This is a genomic window from Klebsiella sp. PK01, from assembly GCF_057624675.1.
This window is the reverse complement of sequence record NZ_JBYEZM010000005.1, coordinates 158,971-182,692: the sequence shown is the minus strand read 5'-3', so window position 1 is coordinate 182,692 and position 23,722 is coordinate 158,971. Positions and strand designations below refer to the sequence as shown.

The 23,722-nt window shown below is 57.0% G+C and carries 25 protein-coding genes; 14 read left to right on the top strand and 11 right to left on the bottom strand.

The window, feature by feature from the left end:
- Positions 1 to 46 precede the first annotated feature (46 nt).
- The 4 genes from mutM to radC all read right to left on the bottom strand — a co-directional run bounded on the left by mutM (position 47) and on the right by radC (position 2,343).
- The gene (gene mutM, locus AC22LX_RS17170; RefSeq protein WP_015369156.1) at positions 47 to 856 is read right to left on the bottom strand and encodes a bifunctional DNA-formamidopyrimidine glycosylase/DNA-(apurinic or apyrimidinic site) lyase; all 810 of its coding nucleotides are present in this window, start codon (positions 854 to 856) and stop codon (positions 47 to 49) included.
- Between the two features lie 179 nt (positions 857 to 1,035).
- Complete coding sequence (rpmG, locus tag AC22LX_RS17165) at positions 1,036 to 1,203, bottom strand: 50S ribosomal protein L33 (RefSeq protein ID WP_002922510.1); 168 nt, start codon at positions 1,201 to 1,203, stop codon at positions 1,036 to 1,038.
- Between the two features lie 20 nt (positions 1,204 to 1,223).
- Positions 1,224 to 1,460 carry a 50S ribosomal protein L28 gene (rpmB, locus tag AC22LX_RS17160; protein WP_002436699.1) on the bottom strand — a complete coding sequence of 79 codons (237 nt, stop codon included), beginning with the start codon at positions 1,458 to 1,460 and terminating at the stop codon, positions 1,224 to 1,226.
- A gap of 217 nt (positions 1,461 to 1,677) precedes the next feature.
- Positions 1,678 to 2,343 carry a RadC family protein gene (gene radC / locus AC22LX_RS17155; RefSeq protein ID WP_487334117.1) on the bottom strand — a complete coding sequence of 222 codons (666 nt, stop codon included), beginning with the start codon at positions 2,341 to 2,343 and terminating at the stop codon, positions 1,678 to 1,680.
- Between the two features lie 177 nt (positions 2,344 to 2,520).
- Between radC and coaBC the strand changes: the two genes are divergently transcribed.
- From coaBC to slmA, 3 genes are all read left to right on the top strand, one after another.
- Positions 2,521 to 3,732: a bifunctional phosphopantothenoylcysteine decarboxylase/phosphopantothenate--cysteine ligase CoaBC gene (gene coaBC, locus AC22LX_RS17150; protein WP_072047952.1), complete on the top strand. Its 1,212-nt coding sequence runs from the start codon at positions 2,521 to 2,523 to the stop codon at positions 3,730 to 3,732.
- Positions 3,710 to 4,168 (top strand): dUTP diphosphatase, encoded by a 459-nt coding sequence (gene dut, locus AC22LX_RS17145; RefSeq protein WP_020077682.1) that lies wholly within the window; start codon positions 3,710 to 3,712, stop codon positions 4,166 to 4,168. Before coaBC ends, dut begins: the two co-directional genes overlap by 23 nt.
- A gap of 124 nt (positions 4,169 to 4,292) precedes the next feature.
- Positions 4,293 to 4,889 (top strand): nucleoid occlusion factor SlmA, encoded by a 597-nt coding sequence (slmA, locus tag AC22LX_RS17140; RefSeq protein WP_015369151.1) that lies wholly within the window; start codon positions 4,293 to 4,295, stop codon positions 4,887 to 4,889.
- Positions 4,890 to 4,983: 94 nt separating this feature from the next.
- On the opposite strand, the gene pyrE is transcribed toward slmA, so the two are convergent.
- Together pyrE and rph are read right to left on the bottom strand one after the other, a co-directional pair.
- Complete coding sequence (gene pyrE, locus AC22LX_RS17135; protein ID WP_015703811.1) at positions 4,984 to 5,625, bottom strand: orotate phosphoribosyltransferase; 642 nt, start codon at positions 5,623 to 5,625, stop codon at positions 4,984 to 4,986.
- Positions 5,626 to 5,737: 112 nt separating this feature from the next.
- The gene (gene rph / locus AC22LX_RS17130; RefSeq protein WP_045390593.1) at positions 5,738 to 6,454 is read right to left on the bottom strand and encodes a ribonuclease PH; all 717 of its coding nucleotides are present in this window, start codon (positions 6,452 to 6,454) and stop codon (positions 5,738 to 5,740) included.
- Positions 6,455 to 6,624: 170 nt separating this feature from the next.
- Between rph and AC22LX_RS17125 the strand changes: the two genes are divergently transcribed.
- Together AC22LX_RS17125 and AC22LX_RS17120 are read left to right on the top strand one after the other, a co-directional pair.
- Entirely contained in the window at positions 6,625 to 7,488 is an 864-nt protein-coding gene (locus AC22LX_RS17125) for a YicC/YloC family endoribonuclease (RefSeq protein WP_045390591.1), read from the top strand.
- A 206-nt stretch (positions 7,489 to 7,694) separates the two neighbouring features.
- Positions 7,695 to 8,312, top strand: coding sequence for a trimeric intracellular cation channel family protein (locus AC22LX_RS17120; protein WP_015703812.1), 618 nt, complete (start codon positions 7,695 to 7,697; stop codon positions 8,310 to 8,312).
- A 4-nt stretch (positions 8,313 to 8,316) separates the two neighbouring features.
- Here AC22LX_RS17120 and ligB read toward each other — a convergent pair whose 3' ends face one another.
- Complete coding sequence (gene ligB, locus AC22LX_RS17115; protein WP_487334116.1) at positions 8,317 to 9,990, bottom strand: NAD-dependent DNA ligase LigB; 1,674 nt, start codon at positions 9,988 to 9,990, stop codon at positions 8,317 to 8,319.
- Between the two features lie 258 nt (positions 9,991 to 10,248).
- Here ligB and gmk point away from each other — a divergent pair, with 258 nt between their 5' ends.
- The 7 genes from gmk (at position 10,249) to fpr (ending at position 18,118) form a co-directional block, all read left to right on the top strand.
- Positions 10,249 to 10,872: a guanylate kinase gene (gene gmk / locus AC22LX_RS17110; protein WP_015369144.1), complete on the top strand. Its 624-nt coding sequence runs from the start codon at positions 10,249 to 10,251 to the stop codon at positions 10,870 to 10,872.
- A 54-nt stretch (positions 10,873 to 10,926) separates the two neighbouring features.
- Entirely contained in the window at positions 10,927 to 11,202 is a 276-nt protein-coding gene (gene rpoZ / locus AC22LX_RS17105; RefSeq protein ID WP_000135058.1) for a DNA-directed RNA polymerase subunit omega, read from the top strand.
- A gap of 18 nt (positions 11,203 to 11,220) precedes the next feature.
- The gene (gene spoT, locus AC22LX_RS17100; RefSeq protein ID WP_015369143.1) at positions 11,221 to 13,341 is read left to right on the top strand and encodes a bifunctional GTP diphosphokinase/guanosine-3',5'-bis pyrophosphate 3'-pyrophosphohydrolase; all 2,121 of its coding nucleotides are present in this window, start codon (positions 11,221 to 11,223) and stop codon (positions 13,339 to 13,341) included.
- Between the two features lie 96 nt (positions 13,342 to 13,437).
- Complete coding sequence (gene trmH / locus AC22LX_RS17095) at positions 13,438 to 14,127, top strand: tRNA (guanosine(18)-2'-O)-methyltransferase TrmH (protein WP_047047644.1); 690 nt, start codon at positions 13,438 to 13,440, stop codon at positions 14,125 to 14,127.
- Between the two features lie 5 nt (positions 14,128 to 14,132).
- Positions 14,133 to 16,214, top strand: coding sequence for an ATP-dependent DNA helicase RecG (recG, locus tag AC22LX_RS17090; protein WP_020077678.1), 2,082 nt, complete (start codon positions 14,133 to 14,135; stop codon positions 16,212 to 16,214).
- Between the two features lie 51 nt (positions 16,215 to 16,265).
- On the top strand, positions 16,266 to 17,276 hold the full coding sequence (gene glpX, locus AC22LX_RS17085; protein WP_045390580.1) for a class II fructose-bisphosphatase: 1,011 nt from the start codon (positions 16,266 to 16,268) through the stop codon (positions 17,274 to 17,276).
- Positions 17,277 to 17,371: 95 nt separating this feature from the next.
- Positions 17,372 to 18,118: a ferredoxin--NADP(+) reductase gene (gene fpr / locus AC22LX_RS17080; RefSeq protein ID WP_032709404.1), complete on the top strand. Its 747-nt coding sequence runs from the start codon at positions 17,372 to 17,374 to the stop codon at positions 18,116 to 18,118.
- Here the strand turns inward: fpr and AC22LX_RS17075 are convergent, their stop codons facing one another.
- The gene (locus AC22LX_RS17075) at positions 18,119 to 18,547 is read right to left on the bottom strand and encodes a DUF805 domain-containing protein (RefSeq protein ID WP_045390577.1); all 429 of its coding nucleotides are present in this window, start codon (positions 18,545 to 18,547) and stop codon (positions 18,119 to 18,121) included.
- A gap of 112 nt (positions 18,548 to 18,659) precedes the next feature.
- On the opposite strand from AC22LX_RS17075, the gene AC22LX_RS17070 reads away from it, so the two are divergent.
- Both AC22LX_RS17070 and tpiA read left to right on the top strand, forming a co-directional pair.
- On the top strand, positions 18,660 to 19,259 hold the full coding sequence (locus AC22LX_RS17070; protein WP_487334115.1) for a DUF1454 family protein: 600 nt from the start codon (positions 18,660 to 18,662) through the stop codon (positions 19,257 to 19,259).
- Positions 19,260 to 19,367: 108 nt separating this feature from the next.
- Positions 19,368 to 20,135 (top strand): triose-phosphate isomerase, encoded by a 768-nt coding sequence (tpiA, locus tag AC22LX_RS17065; protein WP_002922909.1) that lies wholly within the window; start codon positions 19,368 to 19,370, stop codon positions 20,133 to 20,135.
- A gap of 98 nt (positions 20,136 to 20,233) precedes the next feature.
- On the opposite strand, the gene AC22LX_RS17060 is transcribed toward tpiA, so the two are convergent.
- The 3 genes from AC22LX_RS17060 to AC22LX_RS17050 all read right to left on the bottom strand — a co-directional run bounded on the left by AC22LX_RS17060 (position 20,234) and on the right by AC22LX_RS17050 (position 23,607).
- Entirely contained in the window at positions 20,234 to 21,538 is a 1,305-nt protein-coding gene (locus tag AC22LX_RS17060; RefSeq protein WP_487334114.1) for an SLC13 family permease, read from the bottom strand.
- A 64-nt stretch (positions 21,539 to 21,602) separates the two neighbouring features.
- Entirely contained in the window at positions 21,603 to 22,367 is a 765-nt protein-coding gene (locus AC22LX_RS17055; protein ID WP_045390571.1) for a CDP-diacylglycerol diphosphatase, read from the bottom strand.
- 250 nt (positions 22,368 to 22,617) lie between these two features.
- Positions 22,618 to 23,607: a sulfate ABC transporter substrate-binding protein gene (locus AC22LX_RS17050; protein WP_487334113.1), complete on the bottom strand. Its 990-nt coding sequence runs from the start codon at positions 23,605 to 23,607 to the stop codon at positions 22,618 to 22,620.
- Between the last annotated feature and the right edge of the window lie 115 nt (positions 23,608 to 23,722).

The window sequence follows — 23,722 nt, the reverse complement described above, 5'->3', positions numbered from 1 at the left end:
GGGGCTACCAGCTTACCTGGCCTAGCATAATCCCCAACCCTCTCCACTACTTCTGACACTGGCGGCAATAAAAGGTCGCTCGCTGCGCGTGTTTGCTGGCGATAATCGGCGTACCGCAGATCCGGCACGGCTCGCCTTTGCGGCCATAAACCTGTAGCTCCTGGGCGAAATATCCCGGTTTGCCGTCGCTTTGCAGGAAATCCTTCAGCGTCGTTCCACCTTGCTCAATTGAGCGTAGCAGCACCAGCTTAATCATCTTCACTAACCACTCGCATTCTTGATGCGAGAGCGACGAGGCCAGCCGATCGGGATGGATCCCGGCGGAAAACAGCGATTCGCTGGCGTAGATATTCCCCACGCCCACCACCAGCTTGTTATCCATCAGCCAGGGTTTGATGGCGGTTTTCTTCTTCGCGCAACGCTGCTGGAGATAGTCGGCGTTGAATTCATCGCTTAGCGGCTCCGGGCCGAGATGCGCCAGCACCGGATGACCATCCAGCTCTTTAGTCCATAACCAGGCGCCGAAGCGGCGAGGATCGGTATAGCGCAGCACTTTACCGTTACTCAGCACCAGGTCGACGTGGTCGTGTTTTTCAGCCGGCTGCTCTTCACTGAGGATGCGCAGGCTACCGGACATGCCAAGATGAATAATGATCCAGCCGTGGCGCAGCTCCAGCAGCAGATATTTGGCGCGTCGGCGCACGCTCAGCACCGGTTCATCGCTCAGGCGATAAATCTCTTCGGATACCGGCCAACGCAGGCGCCCGTTGCGTACTACGGCGTGCAGGATGTTAGCGCCTACCAGATGCGGCTCAATGCCGCGACGGCTGGTTTCGACTTCAGGTAATTCAGGCATTTTTTTCCTCTTAACCACACAGTTTCGGGTGACAGGGAGGCAGCGGGAAGAGAGGCCGGAAGGCTTAATAAAGCAAGCGGCCAGGCTGTACGCGTGCAGCCAACGCACCTGTGCTCGAAGGGTGAAGCATAAAACAAAAAACCCCGCCGGAGCGGGGTTTTAGTACAAGGAGACTAAAATTATTTGATTTTAGCTTCTTTGTAGATAACGTGCTGACGTACAACCGGATCGTACTTTTTCAGTTCCATTTTTTCCGGTTTGGTACGCTTGTTCTTCGTGGTGGTATAGAAGTGACCAGTACCAGCGGAAGAAACCAGCTTGATTTTCTCACGAATACCTTTAGCCATGATTTATTTCCTCTAAGTACTTAGTACTTTTCGCCACGGGCACGCAGTTCAGACAGAACTGTATCGATGCCTTTCTTATCGATTACACGCATACCTTTAGCAGATACGCGCAGGGTGACAAAACGCTTCTCGCTCTCAACCCAGAAACGGTGAGAGTGCAGGTTCGGCAGGAAACGGCGTTTAGTCGCGTTCAGTGCGTGGGAACGGTTGTTACCGGTCACCGGACGCTTGCCAGTAACTTGGCAGACTCGGGACATGTCTATTCTCCAAAAATCAAATTAGCTCGAGCTTCGTATGGGGTATTGGCGCCTCGTCAGGCTTTACAGCCCGGTCATCGCATAGTTCTATTGAACTCTCGATTGCCAGGCCCAAATGCCAAACCCGAGATTCTCAAAGGTGGCGTAGTATACGCTGACTCGGCGGTGTGCTCAAGTCCCGAACAGACAAAGATCCCGATAGATCGCATGATCGGGGCTAAATCCAGCCACGTTCGGCAAAAGAGACGTACGCGCCGCGGCCAATAATCAGATGATCAAGCACGCGTATCTCCATGAATCTACAACACTTAACCACCCTGTCGGTCATCAACTTATCCGACTTACTCGGTTCAGGACTACCTGAAGGATGATTATGGGCAAGGATCACCGCGGCGGCGTTCACTTTGATTGCTTCGCGTACAATTTCTCGCGGATGCACCTCTACGTGGCTAAGAGTACCAGAAAAAAGGCGGCTATGTTTCAATACCCGATTCTGATTATCTAAAAAGATCGCCATAAAGATCTCCCGCTCTTCATCGGCGAGCTGGCTTTGTAAAAATTCTCGCGTCATGAGCGGCGTCACCAGCGACGGTTCCTCTCTCATCCGCAAGCTAAAATAGCGCCGCGCCAGTTCGGCAATGCCTTTGAGTTGCGCATATTTCGCAATGCCGATACCGTCGATATCGGCAAATTGTTCTATCTCAGCCGACAACAGCCCGTACAGCGAACCGAAGCGCTGTAGCAAGCTATGTGAAAAAGCCAGCACATCCTGGGTACGCGTGCCGGTACGCAAAAACAACGCCAGCAGCTCAATGTCGCTCAATGTTTCAATGCCGTCGCGCAGCATTTTTTCCCGCGGCATCAATGATTCCTGTATATCCATTACCCTGTCTCCTTACCCGTCCATCACCCATCCTGGCATAGCCTCTCCGCGCTGCCGACCGGTGATTTCAAGGTCTGCGTAGACCCTCGCAAAGTGAATACCCGGCATACGCACGATGCCACAGGGATTGTGATAAGATGCGCGGATTCTGGTGTATTTCAACAGGACAAAATCATGATGAGTCTGGCTGGTAAAAAGATCGTTCTTGGCGTGAGCGGCGGTATCGCCGCCTATAAAACGCCAGAACTGGTGCGCCGACTGCGAGAACGCGGCGCCGATGTACGCGTCGCCATGACGGAAGCCGCCAAGGCCTTTATTACCCCGTTGAGCCTGCAGGCGGTTTCCGGTTATCCGGTCTCCGATAGCCTGCTGGATCCGGCTGCCGAAGCGGCAATGGGCCATATTGAACTAGGCAAGTGGGCCGATCTGGTTATCCTTGCCCCGGCAACCGCCGATTTAATCGCCCGCGTCGCCGCCGGTATGGCGAACGATCTGGTCTCCACGATTTGCCTGGCTACGCCCTCGCCGGTGGCCGTCGTCCCGGCGATGAACCAACAGATGTATCGCGCCGCCGCCACCCAAGACAACCTTGGCACAATTGCCGCACGCGGCCTATTGGTATGGGGCCCGGATAGCGGCAGCCAGGCCTGCGGCGACGTTGGCCCGGGCCGCATGCTCGATCCGCTCACTATCGTGGAGATGGCGGCGCAGCATTTCTCGCCTGTCAAAGATTTGCAACATCTCAACATCATGATTACCGCGGGCCCAACCCGCGAGCCGCTGGATCCGGTGCGCTACATCACCAACCATAGCTCCGGCAAAATGGGCTTCGCGATTGCCGCCGCCGCCGCACAACGCGGTGCGAACGTCACGCTGGTAAGCGGCCCGGTGTCGCTGCCGACGCCGCCGTTTGTGCAGCGCATCGATGTTGGCACCGCGCTGGAAATGGAAGCGGCGGTGCAGAATGGCGTGCAACAGCAGCATATTTTCATCGGCTGCGCCGCCGTTGCCGACTACCGCGCAGCGATTGTCGCCGACGAGAAAATCAAAAAACAAGGTGATGAATTAACAATAAAAATGGTCAAAAATCCGGACATCGTCGCCGGGGTGGCCGCACTAAAAAATCACCGCCCGTACGTTGTTGGATTTGCCGCCGAAACAAATAATGTGGAAGAATACGCCCGGCAAAAACGTGCCCGCAAAAATCTCGACCTGATTTGCGCCAATGATGTTTCTCAGCCAAATCAAGGTTTTAATAGCGATAACAACGCATTACACCTTTTCTGGCAGGATGGGGATAAGCGCTTACCACTTGAGCGCAAGGAATTCCTGGGCCAATTATTACTCGACGAGATCGTTACCCGTTATGATGAAAAAAATCGACGTTAAGATTCTGGACCCGCGTGTTGGCAAGCAGTTCCCATTGCCGACTTATGCCACCTCCGGCTCGGCCGGACTTGACCTGCGCGCCTGTCTTGACGACGCCGTAGAGCTGGCGCCGGGCGCAACCACCCTGTTGCCGACTGGCCTTGCGATTCATATCGCCGATCCGTCTCTGGCGGCGGTGATTCTGCCGCGTTCTGGTCTGGGCCATAAACATGGCGTCGTGCTGGGCAACCTGGTCGGCCTTATCGACTCCGACTACCAGGGGCAGCTGATGGTGTCCGTGTGGAACCGCGGCCAGCAGAGCTTTACTATCGAGCCGGGCGAGCGCATCGCGCAGATGGTCTTTGTGCCGGTGGTACAGGCGGAATTTAATCTGGTGGAAGAGTTTGACGCCACCGACCGCGGCGAAGGCGGCTTCGGCCACTCAGGGCGCAAATAAGCCCGGCTATACGGAACCCGCATCCCAAAGCGCATAATGCAATAACATCACCGCAAACTAAGGTTTGCGGTCGCTTTGTGGATGCCTGCCTGACAAGTGCTTATTTTCAGGGGTATTTTAAAACATGGCAGAAAAACAAACTGCGAAAAGGAATCGTCGCGAAGAAATACTTCAATCTCTGGCGCTGATGCTTGAATCCAGCGATGGTAGTCAACGTATTACCACGGCGAAGCTGGCGGCCTCCGTCGGTGTTTCCGAAGCGGCGTTATACCGTCATTTTCCCAGTAAAACCCGCATGTTTGACAGCCTGATCGAGTTCATTGAAGACAGTCTGATTACGCGCATCAATTTGATTTTGAAAGATGAAAAGGACACCACGGCTCGTCTGCGCCTGATTGTTCTGCTGATTCTTGGGTTTGGCGAGCGTAATCCTGGGCTGACGCGTATCCTCACCGGCCACGCCTTAATGTTCGAACAGGACCGTCTGCAGGGTCGTATCAACCAGCTATTTGAACGTATCGAAGTTCAATTGCGTCAGGTGATGCGTGAAAAGAAAATGCGTGAGGGAGAGGGCTACACCCTCGACGAGACGCTACTGGCAAGCCAGCTGCTGGCATTTTGCGAAGGCATGCTGTCGCGTTTTGTGCGTAGCGAGTTCAAGTACCGCCCAACGGATGATTTCGATGCCCGCTGGCCGCTGGTCGCGGCGCAACTGCAGTAAAGCTCTATATGCAGCCGCAAGGCTGCATGGCTCATCATTCACCTTCTCAGCGTGCTCTGGCTATACCGGCAGCCGCTGGCTGCCGGGCTCATCTTCAGACGCCGTAGGCTTCGCGGTAAGCGCGTACCGATGCCAAATGCTCAGCCATCTCAGGCTTTTCTTCCAGATAGGCGATAAGATCTTTCAGGGTGACGATAGAAATCACTTTGCAGCCGTAATCACGTTCCACTTCCTGAATCGCGGAGATCTCGCCGCGACCACGCTCCTGGCGGTCAAGCGAGATGAGCACGCCAGCCAGTTCAGCGCCGTTAGCCTGAATAATTTCCATTGATTCACGAATTGCGGTACCGGCGGTAATCACGTCGTCCACCAGCATCACGCGGCCCTGGAGCGGGCTACCGACCAGGTTGCCGCCTTCACCGTGGGTCTTGGCTTCTTTACGGTTGAAGCAGTACGGCAGGTCGCGATCATGATGCTCAGCCAGCGCGACGGCGGTAGTGGTGGCGATAGGGATACCTTTATAGGCCGGGCCGAACAGCAGGTCGAACTCGATCCCGGAATCCACCAGCGCCTCGGCGTAGAAACGGCCCAGCAGAGCCAGATCGCGCCCGGTATTAAACAGGCCGGCGTTGAAGAAATAGGGGCTTTTACGCCCGGATTTCAGCGTAAATTCGCCAAACTTAAGAACCTGCTTGCTAAGCGCAAACTCAATAAACTGGCGCTGATACGGCTTCATGGATTCGCTCCTTTTAGTACTGTCATCAATGTCGGACTACACGCTTTGTCCTTCGCAGGTGTCATGAAGGATAAAGCGCAAAAAAAAGGCGACTTCTCAGTCGCCTTAATCATTAATTTTCTAACGCCGCTTTCTGCGTCGTAATAATGGATTCGATTCCTCCTCGCGCTAACGCCAGGAGAGTGAGGAGCTCTTCATGGGTGAACGGCTCGCCTTCCGCCGTGCCCTGCACCTCAATAATGCGGCCGTCTTCGGTCATTACCACATTCATATCGGTTTCCGCGGCGGAATCTTCCACGTACTCCAGATCGCAGATGGCTTCACCATTAACGATACCAACGGAAACGGCGGCTACCATCCCCTTCATCGGGTTGGTTTTCAGTTTACCGGCAGCAACCAGCTTGTTCAGCGCATCGGCCAGCGCAACGCAGGCGCCGGTAATGGACGCGGTACGGGTACCGCCATCGGCCTGCAGCACGTCGCAATCGAGCGTAATGGTGAACTCGCCCAGCGCTTTCAGATCCACCGCGGCGCGCAGCGCGCGAGCGATCAGACGCTGAATTTCCATAGTGCGGCCGCCCTGCTTGCCTTTTGCGGCTTCGCGAGCGTTACGGGTATGGGTGGAGCGCGGCAGCATGCCATATTCGGCGGTGATCCAGCCCTGGCCCTGACCTTTCAGGAAGCGCGGCACGCCTTCGTCGATAGAGGCAGTGCACAGCACTTTGGTGTCGCCAAATTCGACCAGCACGGAGCCTTCAGCGTGTTTTGTATAGTTACGGGTCAGGGTTACTGGACGCACCTGATTAGCGCTACGGCCTGCTGGACGCATGATTACTCTCCGGCTTGAAACGAATGTGGCTGCGCATTATACACAAATTCGGCCAAGTTGCATCGCGACGACGCGCGCCTGCCAATGTGGATAATGCGCGCTTATTCCTATCCTGAAAGGGCCTCGAAAGCTATAATCCTCCCCACTCTCCTTAAAAAACAGGAACGTCTATGATCCGCAGTATGACCGCCTATGCCCGGCGTGAAATCAAGGGTGACTGGGGTAGCGCCGCGTGGGAACTGCGCTCGGTAAACCAACGCTATCTGGAAACCTACTTCCGCCTGCCGGAACAGTTCCGGAGCCTGGAGCCCGTGGTTCGCGAGCGCATCCGCTCTCGCCTGACTCGCGGCAAAATCGAATGTACCCTGCGTTTTGAGCAGGATCCCAGCGCCCAGGGTGAGCTGATTCTTAATGAAAACCTGGCCAAGCAGCTGGTTAACGCCGCTAACTGGGTAAAAATGCAGAGCGATGAAGGCGAAATCAACCCGGTTGATATCCTGCGCTGGCCTGGCGTTATGGCCGCTCAGGAGCAAGACCTTGATGCCATCGCCGCTGAAATCCTCAACGCCCTGAATGGCGCGCTGGACGATTTTATCGTCGCTCGCGAGACCGAAGGCCAGGCATTGAAAACGCTGATCGAACAGCGTCTGGAAGGCGTCAGCGCCGAAGTCAGCAAAGTCCGCGCCCATATGCCGGAAATCCTGCAGTGGCAGCGCGAGCGCCTGGTCGCCAAGCTTGAAGACGCCGAAGTGCAGCTGGAAAACAACCGCCTCGAGCAAGAGCTGGTGTTAATGGCGCAGCGTATCGACGTCGCCGAAGAGCTCGATCGCCTGGAAGCGCACGTTAAAGAGACCTACAACATTCTGAAGAAGAAAGAAGCCGTGGGTCGCCGCCTCGACTTCATGATGCAGGAATTCAACCGCGAGTCGAACACTCTGGCCTCCAAATCCATCAATGCCGAAGTGACCAATTCAGCGATTGAGCTGAAGGTGCTGATCGAGCAGATGCGCGAGCAGATCCAGAATATCGAGTAATCTCTTCCCCGGCTGGCCTGCCCCCGCGGGCCAGCATTACTTTTTCTTATTCATTTTTGAAAAGCAAAAGCCAAATCCCCCACAGTGATTGACCATATCAATCATTCAGCATTAGCTTTTTTCATGAAAATCAGCTCACTTTAGAAAAACTCAATCGTGATCTGTCGCACAAATCGCTACCCTTTGCCCATCATTGTGGGGGATTTATGCTGCTTCATGTTCTTTATCTGATTGGTATTACGGCGGAAGCGATGACCGGCGCCTTAGCGGCCGGGCGTCGCCGGATGGACACTTTTGGGGTGATTATTATCGCTACCGCCACCGCGCTCGGCGGGGGATCCGTGCGTGATATCCTGCTCGGCCATTATCCGCTCGGTTGGGTGAAGCACCCGGAATACGTCATCATTGTGGCGGTTGCCGCCGTTCTCACCACCATCGCCGCGCCGGTAATGCCGCACCTGCGCCGCCTGTTTCTGGTGCTGGATGCCCTGGGCCTGATTGTATTCTCGATTATTGGCGCGCAAATCGCGCTGGATATGGGCGAAGGACCGATAATCGCGTCTATTGCCGCCGTGATCACCGGCGTCTTTGGCGGCGTGCTGCGCGATATGTTCTGTAAACGTATCCCGCTGGTGTTTCAGAAAGAACTGTACGCTGGCATCTCTTTTGCCGCCGCGGTGCTCTATATCGCCTTACAGCACTACGTCAGCAGCCACGACGTCGTGGTCATCGCCACGCTGCTCTTCGGCTTTACCGCGCGTATGCTCGCCCTGCGCTGGAAGCTCGGCCTGCCGGTCTTCTACTACAAGCACGACGCACATTGATTCCTCAAAAACCCGGGATATGTTGCCCGTTGAGCCACTGCGCCAGCGCGGCAATATCCGGGTTTTGCAAAAAGGCGACCAGCTGACGCGCCCTTTCCTGCCCCACCCCCGGTAATTGCCGCCACTGGGACTCATTGCGCTCCTGCAATAGCTGCCAGTTTTCTGACGCAACGCTCGCTTGCGCGGACTGAGGTATCGGTACCCCCAGCGCCAGCACCCAACGAATAAACGGCTGCTCGCGGGTCAAATTGAACTGATGCCACAGCCGCAGGCCACGCTTGCTGGTAATGCCTGGCACGCTCTGTAGTTGTTCAGGCGTCAAAGCCAGCCATGAAAACAGATGTGCCATGCGGCGATCGTCTATTAGCGTGCGCCATAGCGCCTCTCCTGCTCCCCCCATATCCAGAACTGGCTTAGACGATAGCCAAACAAGCCGGGAGAGAAACTGCCCGGCGCACTCGGACGACGCAAAATAACAGGTTAAGGAATGAAAACGGGGCGAAGGCGGTTGTGGCGCATCGCGGTGGCTGGCCCGCCAGACCACGCTATCCAGACGCGGGATCCCCTGTCCAGCCAGGCTTATTAGCACCTGGTCTCCGGCGACGATGTCTAACTGCCGCCAGCGGGCCACCGAGCCAATATTGACCCGACGCACCAGTTTATCGTCCAGTTTTACCGGTTCGAGATGCGCCACAACGGCTATCTTGCCGCTGCGCCCGACAGTGAACTGGATTGTGGTCACTTCCGCCACCTGCGAAAACGGCTGATATTTCCAGGCCGCCACCCAGTGCCCCTGTCCTGGAAGCCAACGGCCCCCGGCTGGTTCTTTTTCCGCACGGATCACAATGCCATCGGTGACAAAGGGCAGCGGCGAGGCGAACCAGCGCTCGCGCCAGACGGCGGTCTCCTGCCAGTCTTTCACCGGATGGGAATAGCGCTGCGCCAGAGGAAACCCGCCGTCGGCAAGCAGCGCCAGGCGGGTGGACATCCGGGCCGGACCGTCGGGCCAGGCCCAGATAAACACCCCCAGCGTATTCAGCGTTGCCGATGGCGCTTTGCGCATCAGTATCCCGGCGACTTTCGCCCGTGAATTCATACCGCCCGCCTGTTTTTGTATGTGCCCCTCTTGCAGCTGAAAAATCTCGCCCTGTAGCACGCTATTTGCCAGCGCTCCTGCGGTAGTTTGCGGTACGCCGGGGATCCGGCGCACTTTTACCGTCCAGTCTTCCCCCGCCAGACCGTCGCCGCGGCTAATCGCCTGTATTAACCTCCCTCCGCGATAAACCAGCGTCACCGCCACCCCGTCGACTTTCGGCTGTACCCACAGATTGGGTTTCTCGCGCATCCAGCGGCCGACGCTTGCGGCATCAGGCAGTTTACGCACGCCGGTATGCGCGATGGGATGTTTGACTTCGCCGCGCGGCGGCGGCAGCTCATCTTCAGGCGTCTCCTGACCGAAGCAGCGCCGCCACTGCACCAACCGGGCAGATAGCATGTCGTAGACCTCGTCGCTGACCTCGCTGCGGCCCTGCTGCCAGTAGGCCGCTTTCCAGTCGGCAATCTGCTGGCTCAGGCGCTCTATCTCCTGCCCGGCTTGTTGCAAAGACCACGCCGGGCAGGCCGCCGTTGCCATTGCCGCCGCCATCCATAACGCTGTCGCTATCAGCCATCTGCACATGCCTTTACCTCCTTGTTCTACCTTGCGACATCGTGCGCTAAAGACCGAAGCCACAGCGACAGGCAAATCATTACGCTGCGAGCAGCTTTCCAGGATTTACGCCTTGTTGCTGCAACTGCTTAAGAAATCAGGAAAGCGGCAGGCAAAATGAAAGAAACAGCGGCAAAAAGTGTGACAATGACTGCGTCACGCGGCGGCGGCGTGTATAATAGGCTCGTATGTAGGATCTCTTTCGACAATCACATACAAAAGACACTCATGGCTCAAGGCACGCTTTATATTGTTTCCGCCCCTAGCGGCGCGGGTAAATCCAGCCTGATTCAGGCTTTATTGAAAACCCAACCGTTGTACGATTCCCAGGTTTCTGTTTCGCATACCACGCGCAATCCGCGCCCGGGTGAAGTTCACGGTGAACACTATTTCTTTGTCGATCACGATAAATTCAGGTCGATGATTAGCGAAGACGCTTTCCTTGAGCACGCTGAGGTTTTTGGCAATTATTACGGGACCTCTCGTGAAGCTATCGAGCAGGTTCTGGCGACCGGCGTTGATGTTTTTCTTGATATCGACTGGCAGGGCGCCCAGCAAATCCGTAATAAAATGCCCGGCGCGCGCAGTATCTTTATTCTGCCGCCGTCAAAAGACGAACTTGACCGCCGCCTGCGCGGCCGCGGCCAGGACAGCGAAGAAGTCATCGCAAAACGTATGGCGCAGGCAGTTGCAGAAATGAGCCATTACGCGGAATATGATTACCTTATTGTGAATGATGATTTTGATACCGCTTTAGGCGATCTAAAAAACATTATCCGCGCTGAACGTCTGCGCATGAGCCGCCAAAAGCAGCGACATGGCGCTTTAATCACCAAACTATTGGCAGACTGAACCCACATTCAGTATCATGCCCAGTCATTTCTTCACCTGTGGAGCATTTTAAGTATGGCACGCGTAACTGTTCAGGACGCTGTAGAGAAAATTGGTAACCGTTTTGACCTGGTACTGGTCGCCGCGCGTCGCGCTCGTCAGATGCAGGTAGGCGGAAAGGATCCGCTGGTACCGGAAGAAAACGATAAAACCACCGTTATCGCACTGCGCGAAATCGAAGAAGGTCTGATCAACAACCAGATCCTCGACGTACGTGAGCGCCAGGAACAGCAAGAGCAGGAAGCCGCTGAATTACAAGCCGTTACCGCGATTGCTGAAGGTCGTCGTTAATCACACAGCGGGTCGCCCTTGTATCTGTTTGAAAGCCTGAATCAGCTGATTCAAAACTACCTGCCGGAAGAGCAAATCAAGCGCCTTCGGCAGGCGTATCTCGTTGCACGTGACGCTCACGAGGGTCAGACACGTTCAAGCGGTGAACCCTATATCACGCACCCGGTAGCGGTGGCCTGCATTCTGGCCGAGATGAAACTCGACTACGAAACGCTGATGGCCGCGCTGCTGCATGATGTGATTGAAGATACCCCTGCCACCTACCAGGACATGGAACAGCTTTTTGGTAAAAGCGTCGCCGAACTGGTAGAGGGGGTGTCGAAACTTGATAAGCTCAAGTTCCGCGATAAGAAAGAGGCGCAAGCCGAAAACTTCCGCAAAATGATCATGGCGATGGTGCAGGATATCCGCGTCATCCTCATCAAGCTTGCCGACCGCACCCACAACATGCGCACCCTGGGCTCGCTACGCCCGGATAAACGCCGTCGCATCGCCCGCGAAACGCTGGAAATTTATAGCCCTCTGGCGCACCGTTTAGGTATCCATCACATTAAAACCGAGCTCGAAGAGCTGGGCTTTGAAGCGCTGTACCCTAACCGCTACCGCGTCATTAAAGAAGTGGTCAAAGCGGCGCGCGGCAACCGAAAAGAGATGATTCAGAAAATCCTCTCTGAGATCGAAGGGCGTTTACAGGAAGCGGGGATCCCCTGCCGCGTTAGCGGTCGCGAAAAGCATCTGTACTCTATTTACTGCAAAATGGTGCTCAAAGAGCAGCGTTTTCACTCGATTATGGACATCTACGCCTTCCGCGTTATCGTTCACGATCCCGATATCTGCTATCGCGTGCTGGGCCAAATGCACAGCCTCTACAAGCCGCGTCCAGGTCGTTTCAAAGATTACATCGCCATTCCGAAAGCGAACGGCTATCAATCTTTGCACACCTCGATGATTGGCCCCCACGGCGTCCCGGTCGAGGTACAAATCCGTACCGAAGATATGGATCAGATGGCGGAGATGGGGGTTGCGGCGCACTGGGCTTATAAAGAGCACGGGGGCGAAAGCAGCACGACCGCGCAAATCCGCGCTCAGCGCTGGATGCAAAGCCTGCTGGAACTGCAGCAGAGCGCCGGTAGCTCGTTTGAATTTATCGAGAGCGTTAAATCCGATCTGTTCCCGGATGAGATTTACGTTTTCACCCCGGAAGGGCGCATTGTCGAACTGCCTGCCGGCGCCACGCCGGTGGACTTCGCCTACGCGGTGCATACCGATATCGGCCATGCCTGCGTCGGCGCGCGCGTCGACCGTCAGCCCTATCCGCTGTCGCAGCCGCTCTCCAGCGGCCAGACTGTCGAAATCATTACCGCGCCGGGCGCGCGTCCGAATGCCGCATGGCTGAACTTTGTCGTCAGCTCGAAAGCGCGCGCCAAGATCCGCCAACTGCTGAAGAACCTTAAGCGCGACGATTCCGTCAGCCTTGGCCGCCGATTGCTCAACCACGCGTTAGGCGGCAGCCGCAAGCTGGCAGAAATCCCGCCGGAGAACATCCAGCGCGAACTTGACCGCATGAAGCTTGCCACGCTTGACGATCTGCTGGCGGAAATCGGTCTCGGTAACGCAATGAGCGTGGTGGTGGCGAAAAACCTGCAGCAGGGCGAAGCCTCTGCCGCACCGGTGCCGGCCAACGCGTCGAATCACGGCCATCTGCCGATCAAGGGCGCCGATGGCGTGCTGATTACTTTCGCCAAGTGCTGTCGTCCGATTCCGGGCGATCCGATCATCGCCCACGTCAGCCCAGGCAAAGGGTTGGTTATCCACCATGAATCCTGTCGTAACATCCGCGGCTACCAGAAAGAGCCTGAGAAGTTTATGGCGGTCGAATGGGATAAAGAAACTGCGCAGGAATTTATCGCCGAAATTAAGGTGGATATGTTCAACCACCAGGGCGCGCTGGCTAACCTGACGGCCGCAATCAACACCGCGTCTTCCAATATTCAGAGCCTGAATACGGAAGAAAAAGATGGCCGCGTATACAGCGCCTTTATCCGCCTGACCGCGCGCGACCGCGTGCATCTGGCGAATATCATGCGCAAAATTCGCGTCATGCCGGACGTGATTAAAGTCACTCGTAACCGAAATTAGCTTTTACAAAAATCGAATCCCCAGGAAGGTACTGAAGTACGTGACTGGGGTGAGTGAGTGCAGCTAACGCCGAGGCAGTTCGAAGGATTAAGTAGAATGAATTCACAGCGTTATGCGCGTATCTGCGAGATGCTCGCCAGGCGTCAGCCTGATCTGACGGTCTGCATGGAGCAGGTCCATAAACCCCATAACGTCTCTGCGGTCATCCGCACCGCAGACGCCATCGGCGTACACGAAGTACACGCCATCTGGCCTGGCAGTCGTATGCGCACCATGGCCTCTGCCGCCGCCGGCAGCAATAGTTGGGTGCAGGTGAAAACACACCGCACGATCGGCGATGCCGTCAGCCACTTAAAAGGCCGGGGCATGCAAATCCTCGCGACGCACCTTTCCGACAAAGCCATCGATTTTCGCGAAATCGACTATACGCGCCCGACCTGCATCCTGATGGGCCAGGAGAAAACCGGCATCACCCAGGAAGCGCTGGCGCTGGCAGACCAGGACATCATTATTCCAATGGTCGGTATGGTGCAGTCGCTGAACGTCTCCGTCGCCTCCGCGCTGATCCTTTACGAAGCGCAGCGTCAGCGGCAGAACGCCGGAATGTACCAACGCGCCAATAGCATGCTGCCGCCTGAAGAGCAGCAGCGGCTGCTATTTGAAGGCGGGTACCCGGTGCTGGCACGCGTCGCCAGGCAAAAAGGTCTGCCTTATCCCCACGTCAACGAGCAGGGCGAAGTCGAAGCCGATGCCGAGTGGTGGGCAACGATGCAGGCGGCGAGGTAAATCCGATGTCAGGCCGCCTGTTAGATGCCGTACCGCTCAACTCGCTGACCGGCGTTGGCGCCGCACAGAGCAGCAAACTGGCGAAAATCGGTCTGCATACGGTTCAGGACCTGCTACTACACCTGCCGCTACGCTATGAAGACCGGACTCACCTGTACCAAATCGGCGAACTGCTGCCGGGCGTCTACGCAACCGTAGAGGGTGAAGTGCTCAACAGCAATATCACCTTCGGCGGCCGCCGGATGATGACCTGTCAAATCAGCGACGGCTCCGGCATCCTGACCATGCGTTTTTTCAACTTCAATGCGGCGATGAAAAACAGCCTGGCGACCGGTCGTCGCGTGCTGGCCTACGGCGAAGCTAAACGCGGCAAGTTCGGCGCCGAGATGATCCACCCGGAATATCGCGTGCAGGGCGATATGAGCACCCCGGAGCTGCAGGAAACCCTGACTCCAGTCTACCCGACCACTGAAGGCATTAAGCAGGCGACGCTGCGCAAACTCACCGATCAGGCGCTTGAGCTGCTGGAAACCTGCGCGATTAGCGAACTGCTGCCGCCGGAGCTGGCGCAGGGGATGATGAGTCTGCCGGAGGCGCTGCGTACGCTGCACCGCCCGCCGCCGTCGCTACAGCTCAGCGAGCTGGAGAGCGGTAAACATCCGGCACAGCAGCGTCTTATCCTGGAAGAGTTGCTGGCGCATAATCTCAGCATGCTGGCGCTCCGCGCCGGCGCCCAGCGCTACCATGCGCTGCCGCTCAGCGCCAACGACACGCTGAAAACCCAGCTTCTGGCTTCTCTACCCTTTAAACCAACGGGCGCGCAGGCGCGCGTCACCGCGGAGATCGAGCGCGATATGGCGCTGGACGTGCCGATGATGCGCCTGGTGCAGGGCGACGTCGGATCTGGTAAAACGCTGGTCGCCGCGCTGGCCGCCCTGCGCGCTATCGCCCATGGTAAGCAGGTGGCGCTGATGGCGCCGACCGAACTGCTGGCCGAGCAGCACGCCAATAATTTCCGCAGCTGGTTCGCGCCGCTGGGCATTGAAGTCGGCTGGCTGGCTGGCAAACAGAAAGGCAAAGCGCGCCAGGCGCAGCAGGAAGCCATTGCCAACGGCGAAGTGCAGATGATTGTCGGCACCCACGCCATTTTCCAGGAGCAGGTACAGTTTAACGGCCTGGCGCTGGTGATTATCGACGAACAACATCGCTTTGGCGTTCATCAACGCCTGGCGCTGTGGGAAAAGGGCCAGCAGCAGGGCTTCCACCCGCATCAGCTGATCATGACCGCGACGCCTATCCCGCGCACCCTGGCGATGACCGCCTATGCCGATCTCGATACCTCGGTTATCGACGAGCTGCCGCCGGGCCGTACCCCGGTCACTACCGTCGCTATCCCGGATACGCGCCGCAGCGACATTATCGACCGCGTGCGCAACGCCTGCACCCAGGAAGGTCGCCAGGCCTATTGGGTCTGTACACTGATTGAAGAGTCCGATCTGCTGGAAGCCCAGGCGGCGGAAGCCACCTGGGAAGAGCTCAAGCTGGCGCTGCCGGAACTTAACATCGGTCTCGTTCACGGGCGAATGAAACCAGCGGAGAAACAGGCCGTGATGCAGGCCTTCAAGCAGGGCGAGATGCACCTGCTGGTCGCCACCACGGTGATTGAAGTCGGCGTTGACGTCCCTAACTCAAGCCTGATGATTATCGAAAACCCGGAGCGTCTGGGTCTGGCGCAGCTGCACCAGCTACGCGGGCGCGTCGGGCGCGGCGCCGTCGCCTCCCACTGCGTGCTACTCTATAAATCGCCGCTCTCCAAAACGGCGCAGAAGCGCCTGCAGGTGCTGCGCGACAGCAACGACGGTTTCGTCATCGCCCAGAAAGACCTTGAAATCCGCGGCCCCGGCGAGCTTCTCGGCACCCGCCAGACCGGCAACGCCGAATTTAAAGTAGCGGACTTGCTGCGCGATCAGGCCATGATCCCCGAGGTTCAGCGCATTGCTCGCCATATTCACGAACGCTATCCGCTGCAGGCGCAGGCGCTGATTGAGCGCTGGATGCCGGAAACCGAACGCTATTCCAACGCGTAGCGCGTCCTTTTTGCCGCGCTACGGGCAACTTTTCTACACAATGAGTGGATTATGAAACGAGAACTGGCCATCGAATTTTCGCGTGTCACCGAAGCCGCCGCGCTGGCGGGCTATAAATGGCTGGGCCGCGGCGATAAAAATACCGCCGACGGCGCAGCGGTTAACGCCATGCGCATTATGCTTAACCTCGTCAATATCGACGGCACCATCGTCATCGGCGAGGGCGAAATCGATGAAGCGCCGATGCTCTATATCGGCGAAAAAGTGGGTACCGGCAAAGGCGACGCGGTAGATATCGCCGTCGACCCAATTGAAGGCACCCGCATGACGGCCATGGGCCAGGCCAACGCGCTGGCAGTGATGGCGGTCGGCGATAAAGGCTGCTTCCTCAACGCGCCGGATATGTATATGGAAAAGCTGATTGTCGGCCCCGGCGCTAAAGGCGCTATCGATCTCAATCTGCCGCTGGAAGATAATTTGCGCAACATCGCCCGCGCGTTGAATAAACCGCTCGCTGAACTGACCGTAACCGTGCTGGCGAAACCCCGCCACGACGCGGTCATTGCGCAACTGCAGCAGTTGGGCGTGCGCGTGTTCGCGATCCCCGATGGCGACGTGGCGGCCTCTATCCTTACCTGCATGCCGGATAGCGAAGTCGACGTGCTGTACGGCATCGGCGGCGCGCCGGAAGGCGTGGTTTCGGCGGCGGTGATCCGCGCGCTGGACGGCGATATGCAGGGCCGCCTGCTGGCTCGTCACCACGTGAAGGGCGACAGCGAAGAGAACCGCCGTATCGGTGAAAACGAACTGGCGCGCTGCAAAACCATGGGCATCGAAGCGGGCAAAGTGCTGCGTCTTGATGAAATGGCGCGCAGCGATAACGTCATCTTCTCCGCCACCGGGATTACCAAAGGCGATCTACTGGACGGCATTACCCGCAAGGGCAATATGGCGACTACTGAAACGCTGCTGATCCGCGGTAAATCGCGGACTATCCGCCGTATTCAGTCGATTCATTACCTCGACCGAAAAGACCCGGACGTCCAGCAACACATCCTGTAAAACATTTGATCAATCGAGCTTTCCAGCTTTTTCGGGCTGGAAATCTTCTCCCGTCGCGGTGAAGATAGACTGACGAGATTGAAAGGAGAGACGCAATGGCAAACTGGGTTACAGGTAAAGTTGTAAAAGTGCAAAACTGGACCGATGCACTGTTTAGCCTCACCATTCACGCGCCCGTTGAGCCGTTCACCGCAGGGCAGTTTGCTAAACTGGGCCTGGATGTTGACGGCGAGCGCGTGCAGCGCGCCTACTCCTACGTCAACGCCCCCAGCAATCCCGATCTCGAGTTCTACCTGGTCACCGTTCCGGAGGGTAAACTCAGCCCGCGACTGGCCGCGCTGAAACCCGGCGACGACGTTCAGATTGTCAGCGAAGCCGCCGGTTTCTTCGTGCTGGAAGAGGTGCCGGACTGCGACACGTTGTGGATGCTCGCCACCGGTACGGCGATCGGCCCCTATCTGTCGATTCTGGAAGAAGGGAAAGACCTGGATCGCTTCAAGAATCTGGTGCTGGTGCATGCGGCGCGCTATGCCGCCGACCTCAGCTATTTACCGCAAATGCGCGAGCTGGAGCAGCGCTATGCCGGCAAATTACGTATCCAGACCGTGGTCAGCCGCGAGACAGCGGAAGGTTCGCTGACGGGCCGGGTGCCGTTCCTGATTGAAACCGGCGCGCTGGAAGAGGCGGTCGGCCTGCCGATGACCGCCGATACCAGCCACGTGATGCTGTGCGGCAACCCGCAGATGGTGCGTGATACCCAGCAGTTGCTGAAAGAGACCCGGCAGATGACCAAACATCTGCGTCGCCGACCGGGCCATATGACGGCAGAGCACTACTGGTAATCAGACGTCCGCTTTCCAGCGGACATCCTGCGTCTCTTTGCCAAACTTATTTTCGCCCTGGGTGCCGACAAACGCGCCCAGGTCGATCAACATCATGACGATAATCAGCGTCGGTACAAAGCGCCCGACGCCCCACTGCCAGACCTGCGGCAACATCGCCCAGTTGCCCGCCAGCAGCATCCACGCCAGAATCATCAGCAGCGCCCAGAGGCCGGATCTCCCGCGATCGTGCAGACGCTTCACCACTACCGCCGCCGTCGGCCAGAGCAGGCAGACGAGAATAAACGCCGCGGTCTGCAAACTCAGCAAATTGCTGCCCGCGAGGGTAAACAGCGCGCTCATGGTCAACACCCAGATAACGATCCAAATCCAGAAATCCCGGCGGCCAATACGGCCTTTAATTGAGAATAACCACTGCTGTAGGGTCATGTTTTATTCCTTATCATCATCATTCGCGTAGTTTACCCTGAAGGCGTCACTTTTTGACAAGCGTGACGGTTCCCGTTTTAATCGTCGGCAGGCAAAAAAAGGAAAGATGGGCATGAAGAAGTGGGCAATCTTAAGTTTGATTGGGCTGACAGCGTTATCTGTCGGCCCGATGGCGTTGTCCGCAGAAACGGAATCCGCCGCCACCGCCCCCTATCTTTTACCCAGCGCGCCGATTTTTGATGTCAGCATCAGCGAGTTCCGCGAGAAATTTAATGCCGATAATCCGAAACTGCCGCTTAACGAGTTTCGTTCTATCGCCTCCAGCCGCGATAAAGCCAACCTGACCCGCGCCGCCACCAAGATTAACGAGAATCTGTATGCCTCTACCGCGCTGGAGCGCGGTACGCTAAAGATTAAATCGATGCAGATAACCTGGCTGCCGATTCAGGGGCCGGAGCAAAAAGCGGCGAAAGCGAAAGCGCAGGAGTATATGAGCGCTATTCTTCGCGCTTTTGTACCGACGCTAAGTCCACTGCAGAGCCGGCAAAAGCTGCAAAAACTGCTGACCGCCGGCAAAGGCAAACGCTACTACACCGAAACCGAAGGCGCGGTGCGCTATGTAGTGGCAGATCACGGGGAAAAAGGGCTAACTTTCGCCATTGAACCGATTAAGCTGGCGCTATCTGAAACGCTGGAAGACAACAATAAATGACAAAAAGCAAAGCCTTTCCAGTGACGAGTCTCTATACTGTTTCACAGACCATGCTGCCCTCTGGGGCGGCTATATTCCTTAATTCGCTTAGTAGCGTGGAGAATTAAAATGCGACATCCTTTAGTGATGGGTAACTGGAAACTGAACGGCAGCCGCCACATGGTAAACGAACTGGTTGCTAACCTGCGTACTGAACTGGCCGGCGTAAGCGGCTGTGCAGTGGCAATCGCGCCGCCGGAAATGTATCTCGACCTGGCTAAGCGTGCGGCAGAAGGCAGCCACATTCACCTGGGCGCGCAGAACGTTGACGTGAACCTGTCCGGCGCATTCACCGGTGAAACCTCCGCCGAAATGCTGAAAGATATCGGCGCGCAGTACATCATCATCGGCCACTCCGAACGCCGTACCTACCACAAAGAATCTGACGAACTGATCGCGAAGAAATTCGCTGTACTGAAAGAGCAGGGCCTGACGCCGGTTCTGTGCATTGGTGAAACCGAAGCGGAAAACGAAGCGGGCAAAACTGAAGAAGTTTGCGCACGTCAGATCGACGCGGTTCTGAAAACTCAGGGCGCAGCCGCTTTTGAAGGCGTGGTTATCGCGTACGAACCAGTATGGGCTATCGGTACCGGTAAATCCGCTACCCCAGCGCAGGCTCAGGCGGTACACAAATTCATCCGTGACCACATTGCTAAAGCTGACGCTAAAATCGCTGAGCAGGTCATCATCCAGTACGGCGGTTCCGTTAACGCTGGCAACGCCGCAGAGCTGTTCACCCAGCCGGACATCGACGGCGCGCTGGTTGGCGGCGCATCCCTGAAAGCAGACGCTTTCGCGGTGATCGTTAAAGCTGCAGAAGCGGCGAAAAAAGCGTAATTCGCTTTCCCGGTGGTGAAACGCCGCCGGGGTTGCTGACAAATTCGCACGAGTCATAACCCGGCTTAGCGCAGCGCGAGCCGGGTTTTATATTATCGCTACAATTTCCCCAATAGCTGATACCACGCGTAATCCAGCGGCAGCAAAATCAAATAGCTCACCGCCGCCAGCGCCAGACATAGCAACATCCCCGCTCTCGCCGGGACTTTACCTAATCCCATCGCCACCACGATCGGCGACGCCTGGTACGGCAGCAGCGGCGTGGAATAACCCAGCACCTGAATCATAATCACGCTCAGCAGCGGAAAGCCGGTCGCGTCGGCAAAGCTCTGCGCAAAAGTCGTATACAGCGCCGGGACGCCGTTGGCGGTCATAATAAAATTCAGCGCGCTGGTAATTCCGGTCAGCGCCAGGAAGCTGGTGAACGGATTATCTTTATCCAGCGGCATCACCTGCAGCAGCGCGTTACCCACCGCGCCGCCAATCCCGGTTTGGGTCACGGTAATCGCCAGTCCCAAAATGCCGGCAACATAAATGCAGGTGCGCATATTCACCCCGCTGGCGAACTCCTCGCCGCTGATAAATCCCACTCGCGGCAGCAGCGTGACCACCGCCGCCGCCAGGCCGGTCCACGCCGGGCCGACGCCGTGCCAGCTCTCTGTCACCCATAACGTCAACACCACCGCCAGCAGCCACGCCAGACGCTTTTCGTCGCGGCTCATAGGCGCCAGCGGCGCCAGCTCGCGCGGCGGATGCGGCTTGCCGGGAAACAGCCAGCAGATCAGCGCCACCAGCACCGCCCCTTTCAGCCAGCCAAGTACCGGCGTATGCAGCAGTAAATAGGGAACGTAATTCAGATGGATCGCGTAAGAGCCTTCCGCCGCGCCGCTCATCACCAGATTCGGCACATTAGCGGGCAAAATGGTCGCAGATAGCTGGAAGGTGCCAAAGCCCACCGCCAGCGCCAGGCCGTACCAGCCACGCGTGCCGTCGGCTATCCCCGCGCGCCGGGCCATCGCCGCCACGATCGGCATTAACAGCGCGATGCGCCCCATATTTGATGGCATCACGAACGCCAACGCATAACTCAGTAATACCACGCTGCCGACCATCCGCGGCCAGGAGTCGGTGAGCCGCGCCGATAGCGCCTGCGCCGCTCTATCCGCCAGTCCGGTTTTTCGAATGGCGATCCCCAACACAAAGCCGCTGAACACCAGCCAGAACGCCGAGGAAGCAAAACCGCCGAAGATCACCTCCGGCGGAGCGATTTTGGTCATCATCGCCGCCGCGAAGAACAGCAGCGCGGTGATAAATTCCGGTAACAGCGAAGTCGCCCAGAGCACAATGGTGATGCCGACGATCAGCGAAGGGAGGAACAGCGGGTGGGTTAGCCAGAGCGACATGCCTGTCTCCTGTCGTTTTTTTCAGCAAGAATACGACGACAGGAAAGACAGGTAAACGCCAGAACTAGTGGTTTGCGTTAAGAATTGCGCAGCTATGATCCTGAATTTCTTCCGCCGAAGCACGGTTGAGAGTCAGCAGGTTACGCTCTGTCGCCAACAGCACCAGCGAGCCGTCGCTTTGTCGCGCCATCGCTAACGCATAACGCCCCATATGTTCGCGCGCTTCCGGTACCTCTTCCGCCAGCATCAGGAACGGGCTGCGCTGAGCCAGCTCGGTTTCCGTTACCCGACGCGCCAGATATTCATGGCCCTGCAGACCGCCCGGCAAGGGTAGCCAGCGGCTGCTAATTGTCGCCGCATCATTATCTAACTGCGCGCGGACATCGGGACGCAGGCAGGAGATATGAATATGGAAGTGGTTTTGCGTGCGCCCGCTGCGCGAGTTAATCGCCAGCGATACCGCGTTATCATCAATTGGCGCGCCGCGGCGCTGGCTCATAATTTCGCGCCCCTGCCAGGCCTGCCAGAAGAAATTCGGCGTTAGCGGATCCAACAGCAGCGGACTTTCGGTACCGTTAATACGGTAGGTCGGCATTAGCAGATATTGCAGCGGGCCGTTGCGATCTTTAAACAATACGTAGCCGCCTTTCAGGTTCACTTCCGCGCACGGCGACGGGTTCTGATGTTGCTGCTGATTGGGTACGCACTGCTGCAGGACAATATGACGTAACGCGTTCGGGTTGCCGGAATGCAGCCAATAGTAGCCGCCGGCCAAAGCCGCCAGAATAACCACCAGCAGCGCCCACAAAAAGTATCTTACTCTTCTCATTATCGTTCCCTGTTAAGCCTGAACCGGAAGAGTAACGTAATTTGATGACTAAATGAAAACAGATGGTCGGCGAGGAGTTATCCCGGGTAACGGCTGGCGCCTTACCGGGCTACCGGACGGCGCAGAACTGTAGCTCTGCTTAACGTAGCGCAAGCAGGGACTCCCGGGTAGCGGCTGGCGCCTTACCCGGACTACCGGACGGCGCAGAACTGTAGCCCTGCTAAGCGTAGCGCCAGCAGGGACAAGAGGATTAACGCTGGCTAATCTGGTCGAAGGTACCGCCGTTGGAGAAGTGCTCCTTCTGCGCTTTCGTCCAGCCGCCGAACTCCTGATCGATGGTAAACAGCTTCAGTTTCGGGAACTCGTTGGCATATTTCTTCGCCACATCAGGATCGCGCGGACGATAGAAATTCTTCGCCGCAATCTCCTGGCCTTCCGGCGAGTAGAGATACTTCAGGTACGCTTCCGCCACCTGACGTGTGCCTTTCTTATCCACCACTCTATCGACGACGGAAACCGTCGGCTCGGCCAGAATGGACTCGCTCGGCGTCACGATTTCAAACTTGTCCTTGCCCAGCTCTTTCGTCGCCAGCAGCGCTTCGTTCTCCCAGGCAATCAGCACGTCGCCGATCCCGCGTTCCACGAAGGTGTTGGTGGAACCACGCGCGCCGGAATCCAGCACTTCCACGTTTTTATACAGCGCCTTCACGAACTCCTGCGCTTTAGCCTGATCGCCGTGATTCTGATGCAGGGCATAGCCCCAGGCCGCCAGATAGTTCCAGCGGGCGCCGCCGGAGCTTTTCGGGTTCGGGGTGATGACCGATACACCTGGTTTAATCAGGTCGTTCCAGTCATGGATCTGTTTTGGGTTGCCCTTACGGACGAGGAACACGATGGTTGAGGTATACGGCGCGGAGTTATCCGGCAGGCGTTTCAGCCAGTTTTTATCGATACGACCGCGTTCGGCAATGGCGTCTACGTCGTAGGCCAGCGCCAGGGTGACGACATCCGCTTCAATCCCGTTGATAACCGACGTCGCCTGTTTGCCGGAGCCGCCGTGCGACTGACGGATCACCACGTTATCGCCGGTTTCCTGCTTCCAGTGCGCGCTAAACGCTTTATTGTACTGTTCGTACAGCTCGCGCGTCGGATCGTACGAGACGTTCAACAGCTGATAATCTTTTGCCAGCACGCTGGCGGATGCCAGCAACAGAGTTAACCCTACGCCCCACTTATTCATCGCACCGCTCTCTTTATGTGTGTTGTGATGAACTTAGCCTGCCAGAAAGCGAATCAATGATTAAAGAATAAAAAAAGATTGGCTATAACCTGGAGATATAAAGCGGGGGATAGAG